The organism is Rhodoferax sp. BAB1, from assembly GCF_013334205.1.
Classification (GTDB): domain Bacteria; phylum Pseudomonadota; class Gammaproteobacteria; order Burkholderiales; family Burkholderiaceae_C; genus Hylemonella.
On the sequence record NZ_CP054424.1, the window covers coordinates 2,188,689 to 2,203,903 of the forward strand.

Consider the following 15,215-nt stretch of genomic DNA (forward strand, 5'->3'; position numbering starts at 1 on the left):
GGCCGTGCCCGGCACTGGAGGTGCAGCACAGCATGGCTGTTGCCACGACAGCCTTCACAGTCCTGTCATCTGCGCTTCCTAGCATGCGACTTGCGTGTTCAACCAACCCAAGTCCATCATGCGCATTCCTCTGCTGTCACTCCTGCTCCTTGCAACGGCATCGACCGCCCAGGCCCAGTCGGCCTTCCCCGCCACCCTGGCCGGCCACGCCGCCCTGCCGGCCACCAGCTTCATCGCCGCGCCCAAGGATGCGCCGGCCAGCCTGCAGACCTCGGGCAAGTACACCACGCCCAACGGCCGCCGCGAGGACCGCCTGGGCGTGATCGCCGGCAGCTCCTACCTCTCGGCCAAGGACGCGCCCAAGCCCACCGGCATCAGCCTGCCCTTCACCGGCCAGCCCGTGCAGGGTTTCTCGGGCATCAAGGCCATGAAAGACGGCAGCTACTGGGTGCTGACCGACAACGGCTACGGCAGCAAGGCCAACTCGGCCGACGCCATGCTGATGTTCCACCGCGTCTTGCCCGACTGGAAGAGCGGCAGCGTCAAACGCCTGCAGACCGTGTTCCTGCACGACCCGCAGAAGAAGGTGCCCTTCCTCATCGTCAACGAAGGCACGAGCAAGCGCTACCTGACCGGCGCCGACTTCGACATCGAGTCCATGCAGTTCATCGGCGAGCACGTCTGGTTCGGCGACGAGCTCGGCCCCTACCTGATCAAGACCGACCGCCAGGGCAAGGTGCTGGCCGTGTACGACACCTTGGTCGACGGCAAGCTGGCCCGCTCGCCCGACCACTTCAGCGTGAGCACCCCCGCCACGGCGGGTGCCTTCAGCACGCCGGTGCGCCGCTCGCGCGGTTACGAAGGCATGGCCGCCTCGAAAGACGGCCAGTTCCTCTACCCCCTGCTCGAAGGCCCGCTGTGGAACGAAACTGAAAAACAATGGGAGAACAAGGACGGCCGCGAGTACCTGCGCGTGCTGGAGTTCAACGTGGCCAAGGGCGAGTGGACGGGCCGCTCCTGGAAGTACGCGCTGGAGCTCAAGGGCAACAACATCGGCGACTTCAACATGATCGACGCCGACACCGGCCTCATCATCGAGCGTGACAACGGCGAGGGCCTGGAGCGTACGGCCTGCAACGGCCCGGCCCGCCCGGACTGCCAGAACGTGCCCGCCAGGTTCAAGCGTGTCTACAAGGTCAGCCTGAAGGAAGTGGATGCCGACGGTTTCATGCGCAAGATCGGCTACGTGGACCTGATGGACATCCAGGACCCCAAGGGTGTGGCCAAGGTCGGCGGCGAAAACGGCCGCTTCACCTTCCCCTTCGTGACCATCGAGGACGTGGACGTGGTGGACGCCGAGCACATCGTCGTCGCCAACGACAACAACCTGCCCTACTCCTCCGGCCGCCAGCTGGGCCGCAACGATGACAACGAGTTCATCCTGCTGCACGTGCCCGAGCTGCTGAACGCACGCTGAGCGCGCGCCGGCTCAAGAACAGGACGGGGGCCGCGGCCCCCGTTTTTCTTTCACTCGATGCGCAGCTTCTGCCCGCCCTTGCCCTGCTTCTTGGGCAGGGTCAGCATGAGCACGCCGTTGTCGTATTTGGCCTTGGCCTGGCCCTGGTCCACGTCCTGCGGCAGCTGGATGCCGCGCGAGACCGAGCCGAAGTAACGCTCGCTGCGCAGCAGCTTGTCGTCCTGGGTCTGGCTGTCTTCCTGCTTCACCTCGGCGCGCACCATGACCATGCTGCCCTCGATGGTGACGTGAATGTCTTCCTTGCGCACGCCGGGGATCTCGGCCGAGACGGTGTAGGCGTCGCCGTTTTCCTTCACGTCCATCCTGATCTGGCCCGCGCTGGGCAGCGGGTCGCCGTGCAGGGGCTTGACGTAGAAACCGGGCGCCACGTCGCGGAAAAAGTCGTCGAACAGGCTGCCGCGCGAGATGAGAGCGTTCATATCTTCCTCCTGGGGTTGAAGGCCGGCGGTCACCACGACCGGCTACGACCATGAAAAAAATATAGGGAGCCCCCCGCCGTTCTCAAGGGCCGGACGCGGCACCGTTGACGCAGATCAAACACGGCCCGGCTCACAAACACCCCCCCAGGCATCCAGATTTACCCTAATGAGGGCACCGAACCGGTTCTCAGAACATGCCTCCCCCCGTATCATGGCTGCGGTATCCACCCGCCTAACAAGGAGCGTTGAGAATGACCCCCACCCTGATCCTGGCGATCAACATCGCCGCCATTGCCGTCATGCTGCTGTGCCTGACCACCGTCTACCGCCTGCGCAGCAACATCCCGGGTGGCGTGGTCGGCAAGCAGTGGGGTTACCTGACGTCGCTGGTCACCCTGTTCACGCTGGGCTATTTCGTCACCCCCTTCTTCACCAGCCTGCCCCCCGAAATCATCAGCCTGGTGGTGGCGATGATCTTCTTCTTCGGCGCGGTCTACGTGCTGATCACGGTACGGCTGATCTACCGCATCATCGAAGAAATGACACGCTGAGGAGTTGCCCGCCATGGACACGTCGCTGATCCTGGTCAAGACCAACAAGGGGGTCGAAGAGATCCGCAGCCGCTCCTTCGGCCTGCCACAGACACTGCGCGCCCTGCTCATCATGGCTGACGGCTCGATCAGCCTCTCCGGCCTGCTCAGCCGCACGGCCCAGCTGCCCAAGGTGCAGGAGAACATCGAGTGGCTGGTCAGCGAAGGCTTCGTGGAATCGGTGCAGCCCGGCGGCCACCCGGCCTCGCGGCTGTCGGCGCGCGAGGCGCTGATCGCCCTGAGCCGCGAGATCCTGGGCGCCGATGCCCCCAAGGTGATCGAGCGCCTGAAGGACGTACCCGACAGCGCTGCCGAACTGCAGGCCGCCATCGAGCGCTGCCACAAGTTCATCAAGCTCACCATCGACGAAAAAAAGGCCGCGCAGTTCCTGCAGGCCGGCCGCGCCCTGCTGTCCTAGGTCGGGTAACGCCCGGCCTCCCAGGCCAGCATGGCCGCCTTGCGTTCACCCCCCCAGCGGTACAAGCCGCTGTCGCCGCTCTCGCGGATCACGCGGTGGCAAGGGATGAGGTACGCGATGGGGTTGGCTGCCAGCGCGCTGCCCACCGCACGCTGCGCCTTCGGCGTGCCGGCCAGCGCGGCCAGTTGCGTGTAGGACACGCGCCGCCCCGGCGGCAGGCGCAGCAGCGCCTCCCAGACCTTGAGCTGGAAGTTGGTGCCGCGCAGCAGCAGGTGCAGGCGACCGGGCTGCGGCGTGCCGGGGAAGACCTGCTCCAGCAGGCGCCGGGCCTGCGTGTCGTCACGCTGCAGCTGCGCCGCCGGCCAGGCCGCGCACAACTCCTGCTGGCGCGGGGCTGCGTCATCGTCGAGAAAAGCCAGGTAGCAGAGTCCACGCGACGTCCAGCCCGCCAGCGCGGTGCCAAACGGTGTATCGGCCTGCCCCCAGCCCAGCGTCAGACCGGCACCGCCGCTCTTGATCTCGCCGGGGGTCATGGCCTCGCAGCTGACCATGAGGTCGTGCAGGCGGCTGGCGCTGGACAGGCCGCTGGCCTGCGTGACGCTGAGCACATCCTGCGCCTCGCGCAGCGCCTCCCGCGCGTACTCCTTGGTCAGGTACTGCAGGAAACGCTTGGGCGAGATGCCGGCCCAGGCGGCAAACACGCGTTGCAGATGGTATTCGCTCAGGTGCACGGCCTGCGCCACCTCGGCCAGGCTGGGCTGCTGCAGGGCCTGCGCGCGCAGGTAGCGTATGGCCTGGGCCACCACCTCGTACTGGCGCTGCGGCTGGTCGAGCATGGTTTCATCCATGCGGCACCGCCTTGCGCACCCACAGCGTGCGCGGGTCGAAGCCCGTCACCAACGCGGTCCCCGTCAGCACCACCAGCGCGCCGGCCAGGGTCTGCCAGCCCACGGCCTCGCTCAGGAAGAGGTGGCCCCAGAGGATGCCGAAGACCGGGATCAGGAAGGTCACGGTGAGCGCCGAGGCCGCGCCCAGTGCCGCCACCAGGCGGAAGTACATCAGGTAGGCCAGGCCCGTGCAGAGCAGGCCCAGGCCAAGTACCGCGCCCCAGACCAGCACCGGCGTGGCCGTCTCAGGCAGCGGTGCATGGCCCGCGAAAGGCAGCACCGGCCAGAGCAGCAGCGTGGCCGCCCACATGCTGCCGTGGGCATTGGCATAGGGCGTGAGCGCATTGTCGGCCGATTTGGCGTAGTGGCTGGCGATGGCGTAACAGCAAGGCGCCAGCAACACCCCCGCCAGCACCCAGCCCGAACCGGGCTTCAGCATGGCCGGGTCCAGCCCCATGAGCAGCGCCACCCCCGCCACGCCCAGGGCCAGGCCCGCCGCGACACGGGCCTTGAGCGGTTCACGGCCCCAGGCCCAGGCGATCACCGCGCCCCAGATCGGCGCCGTGGCGTTGACCACCGAGAGCAGCGAAGCCGTGAGCGTCTGCGCCGCCCAGGCGAAGAGCACAAAGGGCAGCGCGCTGTTGAACAGACCCAGCACCAGGTAGTGGCGCCAGTGCGCACGCAAGGCCAGGCTGTGACGGAACCAGCGCCCCGCCAGCGCCAGCAACAGGGCCCCCAGCAGCACCCGCCACTCGATCAGCCAGACCGGCCCCAGCGCGGGGACGGCGATGCGCATGAACAGGAAGGAGGCGCCCCAGATGGCCGCAAGGATGATCAGCTGGAGCAGGTTGGCGGGTGTCATGGGTGTTCGGTGGTTCGCAGTACGGGCCTATTCTCACCCCCGCGCCGGGCCACCGCCACCCGATTCTTGCGCAATTGCACAGTGAAATCGGGTATTTTCAGCCGGCCTGCCTTGCCGGCAGCCGGACAAGCCGTTACGCTGTCAACTGAGATCAACAAGGACGACCCGCATGAGTTCCCAGCCCTCCTCCCGCACCACCGATACCCGCAACACTGCCGGCAACAGCAGCAAGTTCGAACTGCTGCTCTTCCAGCTGGGCACCGCCGCCGGCTCCGAGCAGCGCGAACTGTTCGGCATCAATGTGTTCAAGGTGCGCGAAATCATGGTCATGCCCCAGCTCACCAAGATGGTCAATGCGCCGGCCCATGTGCTGGGCGTGGCCAATATCCGCGGCCAGATCATCACCGTGATCGACCTGCCCGCCATCACGGGCCGCACGCCGGCCAAGGGTGACGGCATCCTGCTGGTCACCGAGTTCGCCCGCACCACCCAGGGTTTCTTCGTGGAGAACGTGACCGAGATCGTGCAGGTGGACTGGAAGCATGTGCTCTCCGCCGAAGGCCGCGGTGGCGAACTGGTCACCAGCATCGCCCGCCTGGATGGCGACGCAGAGAACAGCCGGCTGGCGCAGGTGCTCGATGTGGAACGCATCCTGCACGACGTGATGCCAGACACGGCGGATTTCGGCAAGCCCACGGGCCCCAAGATCCAGCTCCCGCCGGGCAGCGTGGTGCTGGCGGCCGACGATTCAGCCATGGCGCGCGGCATCCTGGAGAAAGGCCTGAACTCCCTGGGCATCTCCTTCATCATGACCCACAGCGGCAAGGAGGCGTGGGAACGCCTGCAAAGCCTGGCCGTGCAGGCCAAGGCCGAAGGCAAGTCCGTCAGGGACAAGGTCGCGCTGCTGCTCACCGACCTGGAAATGCCCGAGATGGACGGCTTCACGCTGACGCGCAACGTCAAGGCCGACGTGCAGTTCAGCGGCATCCCGGTGGTGGTCCACTCCTCGCTCACGGGCACGGCCAACGAGGCCCAGGTGCAGAGCGCCGGCGCCGACGCCTACATCGCCAAGTTCCATATCGACGACCTGGCCGCCACGCTGCGCGAAGTGCTGTCCAAACGCTGAACGCTAGCCGGCCCGGGCAGGCGGGGGCTGCCCGGCGACGCGTTAAGCTCATGCGTCGCCACAGCACCCACTCCGCCCATGTCGTCTGACCGCCCCCGCGCCGGCACGCCCCGCTCCCTCAGCGGCCTGCTGCCCTTCCTGCGACCCTACCGCGCACGCATCGCGCTGGCCCTGCTTTTCCTGCTGCTGGCAGCGGCGGCCACGCTGGCCTTCCCGCTGGCCCTGCGCGAGTTGATCGACGGCGGCCTGCAGCCGCAGGACCGCGGCGTCCAGCTGCTGGCGCTGCGCCAGCACTTCGCCCTGCTGTTCGGCGTGGCCGTGGCCATGGGCCTGTTCTCGGCGGTGCGCTTCTACCTCATGAGCTGGCTGGGCGAGCGCGTCACCGCCGACGTGCGCGACGCGGTCTACTGCCACGTGCTGTTGCAGAGCCCCGAATTCTTCGAGACCACACAGACCGGCGAGGTGCTCTCGCGCCTGACCACCGACACCACCCTGGTGCAGACCGTGGTGGGCTCCTCCTTCTCCATGGGCCTGCGCAGCACGGTGATGGGCCTGGGCGCGCTGGGCATGCTGGTCTGGACCAACCCCTGGATCATGGCCCAGGTGCTGGGCGTGCTGCTGCTGGTGGTGGCGCCCAGCGTCTGGTTCGGGCGGCGTGTGCGCCGCCTCTCGCGCGCCAGCCAGGACCGTGTGGCCGACTCCAGCGCCATCGCTGCCGAGGTGCTCAACGCCGTGCCCGTGGTGCAGAGCTACACCGCCGAGGCGCGCGAGGCGCAGCGCTTCGACGCCGCCACCGAGCACGCTTTCGGCACCGCCAAGCGCCGCGTGCGCGCCCGCGCCACCCTGATGGCCTTCATCATCGTCGCCACCTCGGGCGCCCTGCTCTGGGGCCTGTACCAGGGCACGCAGGCCGTGCTGGCCGGCGAGATCAGCGCCGGCCACCTGGGGCAGACTGTGGTCTACGTCATCATGCTGGCGAGTTCCTTTGCCGTGCTGGGCGAGGTCTACGGCGAACTGCTGCGCGCCGCCGGCGCCACCGAACGCCTGATGGAGCTGCTGGCCAGCCGCTCGCCCATCACCTCGCCCGTCTTGGCCCTGCCCGCGCCCTCCCCGGCCGCCGGCACGTCCATCGCCTTCGAGGCCCTCACCTTCCACTACCCCTCGCGCCCGGCGCAGGCCGCGCTGAGCGACTTCACGCTGCACGTCGCCCCCGGCGAGACCGTGGCCCTGGTGGGCCCCAGCGGCGCGGGCAAGACCACGGTGTTCCAGCTGCTGCTGCGCTTCTACGACCCGAGCGCTGGCACGCTCAGGCTCAACGGCGTGCCCCTGCCACAGCAAAGCCTGCAGGAACTGCGCGCACAGATCGCCATCGTGCCGCAGGAGCCGGTGATCTTCTCCAGCAGCGCGCTGGAGAACATCCGCTACGGCCGCCCCGATGCGACAGACGAAGAGGTGAAAGCTGCCGCCCGCGCCGCCTTCGCCGACGACTTCATCCGCGCCCTGCCCGAGGGTTATGGCACCTTCCTCGGTGAACGCGGTGTGCGCCTCTCCGGCGGCCAGCGCCAGCGCATCGCCATCGCGCGCGCCATGCTCAAGAACCCGCCCCTGTTATTGCTCGATGAAGCCACCAGCGCGCTGGACGCCGAGAGCGAACGCATGGTGCAGGCCGCGCTGGAAACCGCCATGCGCGGGCGCACGACGCTGGTTATCGCGCATCGGCTGGCCACGGTGCAGCAGGCGGACCGCATCGTGGTCATCGACGGGGGGCGGCTGGTGGAACAGGGGACGCACGAGCAGTTGGTGGCGGCGAATGGGCTGTATGCGCGGCTGGCGGCCTTGCAGTTCAAATCCTAGACGGCGTTGTCTCACGCAGAGAAACAGACGGCCCGGCGTGGTCTCACGGTTTGTCATGAGTGCAGCACTGCGTTATATTTGCGCAAATTCTTCAAACAAAACAAGCACTTAGCTTGCAGCAAGGGAGGCGCCAGGATGAACGTCCGTCCATGTTATTCCGCACTTTGCGTTCCATATCGCGTATTGGGCACCGGAGAGTTCCATGAATAGAACTCGAATCAAGCTCCTCAGCATTGGGCACCTCCCAATGGATTTTTCGCGGGCCAAGATCAAGTCTTGGCAATCGTCTGTATTTGAAGTGATGGGGGAAATCGACAGCTACGCTCTCCGCTGTGACTCCGACAGTGAAGACTGGGTCTTCTCTGATGATTTGGTAAAAACCCAAATTCCGGTAGTCCCAGATGTGGATTTCACCATCGCGATCGTGAGCGTTCCGATCCAGTACAACTGGTACGCAAGGCGTTTAGGAAACAATCAGATTGTCTTTACTTTCCACCAAGTCAAGGAAATTCTGTCGTACTCCAATATCCCGCTAGAGAATGTCATTTACCGCATTCTTTATGCGTATACGCTCCTCTATCGCCGATCTGGAAATTGCATTCCTAACTACGGTGAGGTACCTGGTTACACGCATGATGAAACCCGCGGTTGCCTTTTCGACATGAATGGAATTAAGACAGATTTAGTGGCTTCCTGCGATCATCCAATCATCTGCGGTGAATGTCAGGAAAAGCTCCGCCAAGAACGCGTATCCGATGAAGTGATCGAAGCGGTTCAGAAGGAAATCAAGGCAATTTCCTTAGACACTTACTACCTCTTGCTGAATTTTGTAAAGAAGCGTCCCTTGCTGGCGCTATTCATATCCAGTGCATTTGCTGTGCTTCTTGGAGTACTTGCATCTGTCATTGCCTCGTTCGCATACGAGGCAATCAAGTAGTTCATCGGGGCATAACCATTTGCTGCAGCCGCGACGGCTCTGACGAGCTACGAGTCGAGTCACAACATTAGCGCCGCGCAACGAAAAACAAGAAAGCCCGGCATGCCGGGCTTTCTTGTTCTAAGAATCTGATCATCTACTGCAACGGCCCCTTGAGTCCCTCCGGCAAAGGCAGCGGCATCACCGCGATGCCCTCCTCCATCAGCGCCTCGGTCTCCTCGCGTGAGGCCTGGCCGCGGATGCCGCGTTCTTCGGTCTCGCCGTAGTGGATCTTGCGCGCCTCTTCGGCGAAGCGCTCACCCACGTCTTCCGTTTCGGACACGATACGACGCGCCAGTTGCAGGTAGGCGGCCTGCAGGGCCTGGGCCGGGTCACCGGCCACCACGGCCTGTTTCTCGTTGGGCACCTTGGCTTGCGGTGCCTCGACCGCGCCGAAGTTCAGGCGCGGGGCACTGGGCAGCTTGTGAATGGTCTTGTCAGCACACAGCGGGCACTCCAGCAGGCCGCGCTCGACCTGGCTGCTGTAGTCCTCGTCGGACGCGAACCAGCCTTCGAAGCCGTGGTGTGCACTGCACTGGAGGTTGAAGACCTTCATGACACGATTATCCGCGGCGCAGACATCAAGCGACAGCCTGCCACTCCAATGCCCATGCGCCCGACAGGACGTTCTGCAGCCAGAGCATGCCGGTCAGCGTCTTGGCGTCGGTCACCTGGCCCGTGCGGCACTGCTGCAGCAGCTCGGCCGGGGTGGCGGTGTAGACGTCGAGGAACTCGCCTTCGTCCAGCTGGCGCTCGCCCAGCGTGAGGCCGCGCGCGAACCAGACTTCGATGAACTCGGTGGAATAGGAGATGACGGGGTGCAGCACACCTGCGCGTGCCCACTCGGTGGCGCGGTAACCGGTTTCTTCCTGCAGTTCGCGCCGGGCGCAGGCCAGCACGTCTTCGCCCGGGTCCAGCTTGCCGGCGGGGAATTCGATCATCACCTGTTTGACGGGGTAGCGGTACTGGCGCTCCAGCACCACACGCAGGCCGCCCGGTGCATCGGGCAGCAGCGGGATGATCATGACGGCGCCGGGGTGCTTGACGTATTCACGCACGGCGCTGCTGCCGTCGGGCAGGCGCACGGTGTCGCGGAAGGCGTGCAGGAAACGGCCCTTGAGCAGCTCCTCGCTGCTCTGCTGCGTTTCGATCAGGTGGCGGTCATCCATGATCGCGCGAGCGTGTCAGCCGTGACGCTTGTAGAGGTAGCGGTAGACGAAGCCGGGGAAGGCCAGGGTCAGGAAGAGCGTGCCGGTGATGGCGTAGAACTCCCAGTTCTGCGGGGCGATGCGGCCGGCGCGTTGCTCCAGCAGCAGGGCCATGCCACCCACGATGAAGTAGAACAGCACCAGTTCCAGCAGGCGCACACCGAGGTTCTTGGGGAACTTCAGCGGCAGCACGGCCAGCAGGCGGCCGTTGACAAAAGGCAGGTTGGCGCCGACCACGGCGGTCAGCACCACGAACCACACCGCAACGGATTGGCTCATGGCGCTCAGGTACCCAGCATCTGCACCACGGCCTGGGCGCACAGCGCCATCAGGCCGCCGGGCACGATGCCCAGCACCAGCACCAGCAGGCCGTTGACGGACAGCACGGCGCGCACGTCCAGCGGGGCCGAGACGGTGCTGGCGGTGATGGGCTCGTCGAAGTACATGACCTTGACGACACGCAGGTAGTAGAAGGCGCCGATCAGCGACAGGATGACGGCGAACACGGCCAGGCCGATGTGCAGTGCCGTGCCCGAGGCGATCAGGGCCTGCAGCACCGAGAGCTTGGCGTAGAAGCCGACCATGGGCGGGATGCCGGCCAGCGAGAACAGGCAGATGGCCATGATGGCGGCGTACAGCGGGCTGCGCTGGTTGAGGCCGGCGAAGTCGGCGATCTCCTCGCTCTCGAAGCCTTCACGGGCCAGCAGCAGGATGACACCGAAGGAGGCCAGCGTGGTCAGCACATAGGTGATGACGTAGAACATGGCCGAGCTGTAGGCGTTGGCGGCGGAATGGCCGTCGCCGTCGATGATGCCGGACATCAGGCCCAGCAGCACGAAACCCATCTGCGAGATGGTGGAGTAGGCCAGCATGCGCTTGAGGTTGGTCTGCATGATGGCGGCCAGGTTGCCGATCAGCAGCGAGGCGATGGCCAGCAGCATGAGCATCTGCTGCCAGTCGAACCACAGGGGCAGCATGCCCTCGACCAGCAGGCGCATGACGATGGCAAAGGCGGCCAGCTTGGGCGCGCCGCCGATCATCAGCGTGACGGCGGTGGGCGCGCCCTGGTAGACGTCGGGGATCCACATGTGGAAGGGCACGACACCCAGCTTGAAGGCCAGGCCGGCCACCACGAAGACCAGGCCGAAGGTCAGCACGGTGGGGTTGATCTGGGTGGTGTAGATGACGTCGAAGACCTTGTTGATGTTCAGCGTGCCGGTGGCACCGTACATCATGGACAGGCCGTAGAGCAGGAAACCCGAGGCCAGCGCGCCCAGCACGAAGTACTTCATGGCGGCTTCGGTGGAGACGGCGTGGTCGCGGCGCAGGGCCACCAGGGCGTAGCTGGACAGGGTGAGCAGTTCCAGGCCCAGGTAGATCAGCAGGAAGTTGTTGCCCGAGATCATGATGAACATGCCCAGCAGCGCGAACAGGCTCAGGCTGAACAGTTCACCGCCGCGCAGCATGTCGCGGTCGGCGGCGTAGGGGCGCGCGTAGACCAGGGTCACCATGACGGCGATGGTGGCGAAGCACTTGAGCCAGTTGCCCATGGCATCGCTGACGACCATGCCGTTCAGACCATAGAGCGTGCCGCCGGTGTTGGCGTAGAGGGCCTGCAGCAGGGCCACGACGGCCAGGGTCAGCAGGGTGATCACATAGGTGGTGGTGCGCAGGCGGCTCTTGACGGCCAGGTCCAGCAGCGTGATGGCACAGGCCATGACGAGCAGGATGACCTCGGGGAATACCGCGATCCAGCTGATGGTGTCGGTCATGTTCGGTCTCTTTGATTCGGTTCGGCCGCGTCAGTTCAGCTTGGACTGGGCCACGTGCCTGAGCAGCTCGGCCACCGAGCTGTCCATCACGTCGGTGAAGGGCTTGGGATGGATGCCCATCCAGAGCACGGCGATGGCCAGCAGGGCCAGCATGAGGAACTCGCGGCTGTTGATGTCGCTCAGGCCCTTGACGTCCTCATTGGCCACGGGGCCCAGGTAGACACGCTTGAACATCCACAGCGTGTAGGCGGCGCCGAAGATCAGCGCCGAGGCGGCGGCCAGGCCGATCCAGAAGTTGTATTTCACGGCGCCCAGGATCACCATCCACTCACCGACGAAACCGGCGGTGGCGGGCAGGCCGCAGTTGGCCATGGCGAACAGCAGGGCAAAGGCGGTGAACTTGGGCATGGTGTTGATGACACCGCCGTAACTTGCGATCTCGCGCGAGTGCACGCGGTCGTACAGCACGCCGATGCCCAGGAACATGGCGCCGGAGACGAAGCCGTGGGCAATCATCTGCACCAGGCCACCGGCCACGCCGAGGTCGTTGAAGATGAAGAAACCCAGGGTGACGAAGCCCATGTGGGCCACGGAGGAGTAGGCCACGAGTTTTTTCATGTCCTGCTGCACCATGGCGACCAGGCCCACGTAGACCACGGCGATCAGCGAGAGCGCGATCATCAGCCAGGCCCATTCACGGGCAGCATCCGGGGCGATGGGCATGGAGAAACGCAGGAAACCGTAGGCGCCGAGTTTCAGCATGATGGCCGCCAGCACGGCGGAGCCGCCGGTGGGCGCTTCCACGTGCACGTCGGGCAGCCAGGTGTGCACCGGCCACATCGGCACCTTCACGGCAAAGGCCGCGAAGAAGGCGAAGAAGATCAGCGTCTGCGTGCTGCGGTCCAGCGGCAGGGCGTGCCAGGTGGCGATGTCGAAGCTGCCGCCCGACTTGGTGTACAGGAAGATCAGCGCGATCAGCAGCAGCAGCGAACCCAGCAGGGTGTAGAGGAAGAACTTGAAGGCCGCGTAGATCTTGTTGGGGCCGCCCCAGATGCCGATGATCAGGTACATCGGGATCAGCGTGGCCTCGAAGAAGACGTAGAACAGCAGGCCGTCCAGCGCGGAGAACACCCCGATCATGAGGCCGCTCAGGATGAGGAAGGCGCCCATGTACTGGTTGACGCGGCTGGTGATGGCCTCCCAGCCCGCGATCACCACGATCACGTTGATGAAGGCAGTCAGCGGCACGAACCAGAAGGAGATGCCGTCCAGGCCCAGGTGGTAGTGCACATTGAAGCGCTCCATCCAGACCAGCTTCTCGACGAACTGCATCTCGGCCGTGCCGAGTGCAAAACCGGTGTACAGCGGCAGCGTGACGAGGAAACTGGCAATCGCCCCCACCAGCGCGACCCAGCGCACGGTGCGCGCCTGGTCATCACGCCCGAGGACCAGCAGCAGGATGCCGAAAGCGATCGGCATCCAGATGGCAAGGCTCAACAAACCCATATTGTTCTTCTCCTTAGCGGCCGAGCCACTGGTCCAGCATGGGCCAGGTCACGAAATACGACATGAGTACCACGATGCCCAGGATCATGGCCAGGGCATAGTGGTAGAGGTAACCCGACTGGAACCAGCGCGCGACACCGGCCACCCAGCCCACCACCTTCCAGGAACCGTTGACCAGGGTGCCGTCGATGACGGCCTGGTCGCCGCCCTTCCACAGGCCAACACCCAGCATGCGGGCACCGCGCGCCAGGATGTTCTCGTTGATCCAGTCCAGGTAGTACTTGTTCTCCAGCAGGGTATAGACCGGCTGGAAAATGCGCTTGATCGCCGCCGGCAGTGCCGGGTTGACCATGTACATGTAATAAGACAGCGCCACACCGGCCAGCGCCAGCCAGAACGGCAGGGTGCTGAAGGCATGGCCCGCCATGGCCAGCGGGCCGTGGACGAGTTCGGCCAGCCTGGCCATGGCCGGGTGCGCAGCCGCATTGACGGTGATGGCGTCCTTGAGGAAGTCGCCGAAGAGCATGGGCATGAGCGTGAGGTAGCCGATCACCACCGAGGGGATGGCCAGCAGCACCAGGGGCACGGTGACGACCCAGGGCGACTCGTGCGGCTTGCCGTCGCCGTGGTCGTCGTGGTGGTGGTCGTCATGGTGCGCGTCGGGGTTCTGGTCGTAGCGTTCCTTGCCGTGGAAGACCAGGAAGTACATGCGGAAGGAATAGAAGGCCGTGACGAAGACGCCGGCCAGCACTGCGAAATGGGCAAAACCCGCACCCGGCAGCGTGCTGAAGTGCACGGCCTCGATGATGCTGTCCTTGGAATAGAAACCGGCGAACAGCGGCGTGCCGATCAGGGCCAGGGAACCGAGCAGCGAGGTGATCCAGGTGATGGGCATGTACTTGCGTACGCCACCCATCCAGCGGATGTCCTGGTTGTGGTGCATGCCGATGATGACCGAGCCCGCGCCGAGGAACAGCAGGGCCTTGAAGAAGGCGTGCGTCATCAGGTGGAAGACGGCGACCGAGTAGGCGGAAGCGCCGAGCGCCACCGTCATGTAACCCAGCTGCGAGAGCGTGGAGTAGGCCACCACGCGCTTGATGTCGTTCTGGATGATGCCCAGGAAACCCATGAACAGGGCCGTGATGGCGCCGATGACCATGATGAAGCTCAGGGCCGTGTCGGACAGCTCGAACAGGGGCGACATGCGCGCCACCATGAAGATGCCGGCCGTCACCATGGTGGCGGCATGGATCAGCGCGGAGATGGGCGTGGGGCCTTCCATGGAGTCGGGCAGCCAGACGTGCAGCGGGAACTGGGCCGACTTACCCATGGCTCCGATGAACAGGCAGATGCAGATCACGGTGATCAGCAGCCACTCGGTGCCAGGGAAGATCAGCTTGCCGAGGTCGCCGGACTTGGCGAAGACTTCGGTGTAGTTGAGCGAGCCGGCGTAGGCGGCGATCAGGCCGATGCCCAGGATGAAGCCGAAGTCACCCACACGGTTGACCAGGAAGGCCTTCATGTTGGCGAAGATGGCCGTGGGCTTGTTGAACCAGAAGCCGATCAGCAGGTAGGACACCAGGCCCACCGCCTCCCAGCCGAAGAAGAGCTGCAGCAGGTTGTTGCTCATGACCAGCATGAGCATGGAGAAGGTGAACAACGAGATGTAGGCGAAGAAGCGGTTGTAGCCCTCGTCCTCTTCCATGTAGCCGATGGTGTAGATGTGCACCATGAGCGAGACGAAGGTGACCACGCACATCATCATGGCGGTGAGGCCGTCGACCATGAAGCCGATTTCCATCTTCAGGCCGCCGACCACCATCCATTCGTAGATGGTTTCGTTGAAGCGCGCGCCGTCCATGGCCACGCTCTTGAGTGTCATGGCGGAGATGATGAAGGCCACCAGCACACCCAGGATGGTGAAGGTGTGCGAGAGGCGGCGGCCGATCCAGTTGCCGCCCATCTTGGTGCCGAAGATGCCGGCCAGCAGGGAGCCGACCAGGGGCGCCAGCGGCACGGCCAGCAGGGTGGATGCGTTCAGGGTTGTGCTCATCTTCTTC

Annotated in this window: 15 protein-coding genes; 6 read left to right on the plus strand and 9 right to left on the minus strand. The window is 64.9% G+C overall.

The window, feature by feature from the left end; translation table 11 throughout:
* The first annotated feature begins 118 nt into the window (after window positions 1-118).
* On the plus strand, window positions 119-1,477 hold the full coding sequence (locus tag HTY51_RS10520; protein WP_174254241.1) for an esterase-like activity of phytase family protein: 1,359 nt from the start codon (window positions 119-121) through the stop codon (window positions 1,475-1,477).
* A gap of 50 nt (window positions 1,478-1,527) precedes the next feature.
* Here HTY51_RS10520 and HTY51_RS10525 read toward each other — a convergent pair whose 3' ends face one another.
* Window positions 1,528-1,956: an Hsp20/alpha crystallin family protein gene (locus HTY51_RS10525; RefSeq protein WP_174252697.1), complete on the minus strand. Its 429-nt coding sequence runs from the start codon at window positions 1,954-1,956 to the stop codon at window positions 1,528-1,530.
* Window positions 1,957-2,207: 251 nt separating this feature from the next.
* On the opposite strand from HTY51_RS10525, the gene HTY51_RS10530 reads away from it, so the two are divergent.
* Together HTY51_RS10530 and HTY51_RS10535 are read left to right on the plus strand one after the other, a co-directional pair.
* On the plus strand, window positions 2,208-2,507 hold the full coding sequence (locus HTY51_RS10530; RefSeq protein ID WP_174252698.1) for a hypothetical protein: 300 nt from the start codon (window positions 2,208-2,210) through the stop codon (window positions 2,505-2,507).
* A gap of 13 nt (window positions 2,508-2,520) precedes the next feature.
* A complete protein-coding gene (locus tag HTY51_RS10535; RefSeq protein ID WP_174252699.1) occupies window positions 2,521-2,964 on the plus strand; it encodes a hypothetical protein in 444 nt (147 codons plus the stop codon).
* Here the strand turns inward: HTY51_RS10535 and HTY51_RS10540 are convergent.
* Both HTY51_RS10540 and HTY51_RS10545 read right to left on the minus strand, forming a co-directional pair.
* Window positions 2,961-3,812 (minus strand): methylated-DNA--[protein]-cysteine S-methyltransferase, encoded by an 852-nt coding sequence (locus HTY51_RS10540; protein WP_174252700.1) that lies wholly within the window; start codon window positions 3,810-3,812, stop codon window positions 2,961-2,963. The genes HTY51_RS10535 and HTY51_RS10540 overlap by 4 nt on opposite strands.
* The gene (locus HTY51_RS10545; protein ID WP_174252701.1) at window positions 3,805-4,713 is read right to left on the minus strand and encodes a DMT family transporter; all 909 of its coding nucleotides are present in this window, start codon (window positions 4,711-4,713) and stop codon (window positions 3,805-3,807) included. Before HTY51_RS10545 ends, HTY51_RS10540 begins: the two co-directional genes overlap by 8 nt.
* A gap of 169 nt (window positions 4,714-4,882) precedes the next feature.
* On the opposite strand from HTY51_RS10545, the gene HTY51_RS10550 reads away from it, so the two are divergent.
* The 3 genes from HTY51_RS10550 to HTY51_RS10560 all read left to right on the plus strand — a co-directional run bounded on the left by HTY51_RS10550 (window position 4,883) and on the right by HTY51_RS10560 (window position 8,630).
* Entirely contained in the window at window positions 4,883-5,839 is a 957-nt protein-coding gene (locus HTY51_RS10550; protein WP_174252702.1) for a chemotaxis protein, read from the plus strand.
* A gap of 78 nt (window positions 5,840-5,917) precedes the next feature.
* Window positions 5,918-7,693, plus strand: a complete 1,776-nt coding sequence (locus HTY51_RS10555) for an ABC transporter transmembrane domain-containing protein (protein ID WP_174252703.1) — start codon at window positions 5,918-5,920, stop codon at window positions 7,691-7,693.
* Window positions 7,694-7,895: 202 nt separating this feature from the next.
* Window positions 7,896-8,630, plus strand: a complete 735-nt coding sequence (locus tag HTY51_RS10560; RefSeq protein ID WP_174252704.1) for a hypothetical protein — start codon at window positions 7,896-7,898, stop codon at window positions 8,628-8,630.
* 136 nt (window positions 8,631-8,766) lie between these two features.
* On the opposite strand, the gene HTY51_RS10565 is transcribed toward HTY51_RS10560, so the two are convergent.
* The 6 genes from HTY51_RS10565 to nuoL are packed head-to-tail and all read right to left on the minus strand — an operon-like array spanning window position 8,767 to window position 15,208.
* Window positions 8,767-9,225: a DUF1178 family protein gene (locus tag HTY51_RS10565; protein WP_174252705.1), complete on the minus strand. Its 459-nt coding sequence runs from the start codon at window positions 9,223-9,225 to the stop codon at window positions 8,767-8,769.
* 25 nt (window positions 9,226-9,250) lie between these two features.
* Complete coding sequence (locus HTY51_RS10570; protein ID WP_174252706.1) at window positions 9,251-9,838, minus strand: NUDIX domain-containing protein; 588 nt, start codon at window positions 9,836-9,838, stop codon at window positions 9,251-9,253.
* 15 nt (window positions 9,839-9,853) lie between these two features.
* The gene (locus HTY51_RS10575) at window positions 9,854-10,156 is read right to left on the minus strand and encodes a DUF2818 family protein (RefSeq protein ID WP_174252707.1); all 303 of its coding nucleotides are present in this window, start codon (window positions 10,154-10,156) and stop codon (window positions 9,854-9,856) included.
* A 5-nt stretch (window positions 10,157-10,161) separates the two neighbouring features.
* Window positions 10,162-11,649: an NADH-quinone oxidoreductase subunit NuoN gene (nuoN, locus tag HTY51_RS10580; protein WP_174252708.1), complete on the minus strand. Its 1,488-nt coding sequence runs from the start codon at window positions 11,647-11,649 to the stop codon at window positions 10,162-10,164.
* 30 nt (window positions 11,650-11,679) lie between these two features.
* Window positions 11,680-13,155, minus strand: coding sequence for an NADH-quinone oxidoreductase subunit M (locus tag HTY51_RS10585; protein ID WP_174252709.1), 1,476 nt, complete (start codon window positions 13,153-13,155; stop codon window positions 11,680-11,682).
* Window positions 13,156-13,168: 13 nt separating this feature from the next.
* Window positions 13,169-15,208, minus strand: a complete 2,040-nt coding sequence (gene nuoL / locus HTY51_RS10590) for an NADH-quinone oxidoreductase subunit L (RefSeq protein ID WP_174252710.1) — start codon at window positions 15,206-15,208, stop codon at window positions 13,169-13,171.
* Window positions 15,209-15,215 lie beyond the last annotated feature (7 nt).

Bases quoted from the DNA above. Each gene is read 5' to 3' on its own strand.
- HTY51_RS10520 (WP_174254241.1), top strand. From the start codon at position 119: ATGCGCATTCCTCTGCTGTCACTCCTGCTCCTTGCAACGGCATCGACC.
- HTY51_RS10525 (WP_174252697.1), bottom strand. From the start codon at position 1,956: ATGAACGCTCTCATCTCGCGCGGCAGCCTGTTCGACGACTTTTTCCGC.
- HTY51_RS10530 (WP_174252698.1), top strand. From the start codon at position 2,208: ATGACCCCCACCCTGATCCTGGCGATCAACATCGCCGCCATTGCCGTC.
- HTY51_RS10535 (WP_174252699.1), top strand. From the start codon at position 2,521: ATGGACACGTCGCTGATCCTGGTCAAGACCAACAAGGGGGTCGAAGAG.
- HTY51_RS10540 (WP_174252700.1), bottom strand. From the start codon at position 3,812: ATGGATGAAACCATGCTCGACCAGCCGCAGCGCCAGTACGAGGTGGTG.
- HTY51_RS10545 (WP_174252701.1), bottom strand. From the start codon at position 4,713: ATGACACCCGCCAACCTGCTCCAGCTGATCATCCTTGCGGCCATCTGG.
- HTY51_RS10550 (WP_174252702.1), top strand. From the start codon at position 4,883: ATGAGTTCCCAGCCCTCCTCCCGCACCACCGATACCCGCAACACTGCC.
- HTY51_RS10555 (WP_174252703.1), top strand. From the start codon at position 5,918: ATGTCGTCTGACCGCCCCCGCGCCGGCACGCCCCGCTCCCTCAGCGGC.
- HTY51_RS10560 (WP_174252704.1), top strand. From the start codon at position 7,896: ATGAATAGAACTCGAATCAAGCTCCTCAGCATTGGGCACCTCCCAATG.
- HTY51_RS10565 (WP_174252705.1), bottom strand. From the start codon at position 9,225: ATGAAGGTCTTCAACCTCCAGTGCAGTGCACACCACGGCTTCGAAGGC.
- HTY51_RS10570 (WP_174252706.1), bottom strand. From the start codon at position 9,838: ATGGATGACCGCCACCTGATCGAAACGCAGCAGAGCAGCGAGGAGCTG.
- HTY51_RS10575 (WP_174252707.1), bottom strand. From the start codon at position 10,156: ATGAGCCAATCCGTTGCGGTGTGGTTCGTGGTGCTGACCGCCGTGGTC.
- nuoN (WP_174252708.1), bottom strand. From the start codon at position 11,649: ATGACCGACACCATCAGCTGGATCGCGGTATTCCCCGAGGTCATCCTG.
- HTY51_RS10585 (WP_174252709.1), bottom strand. From the start codon at position 13,155: ATGGGTTTGTTGAGCCTTGCCATCTGGATGCCGATCGCTTTCGGCATC.
- nuoL (WP_174252710.1), bottom strand. From the start codon at position 15,208: ATGAGCACAACCCTGAACGCATCCACCCTGCTGGCCGTGCCGCTGGCG.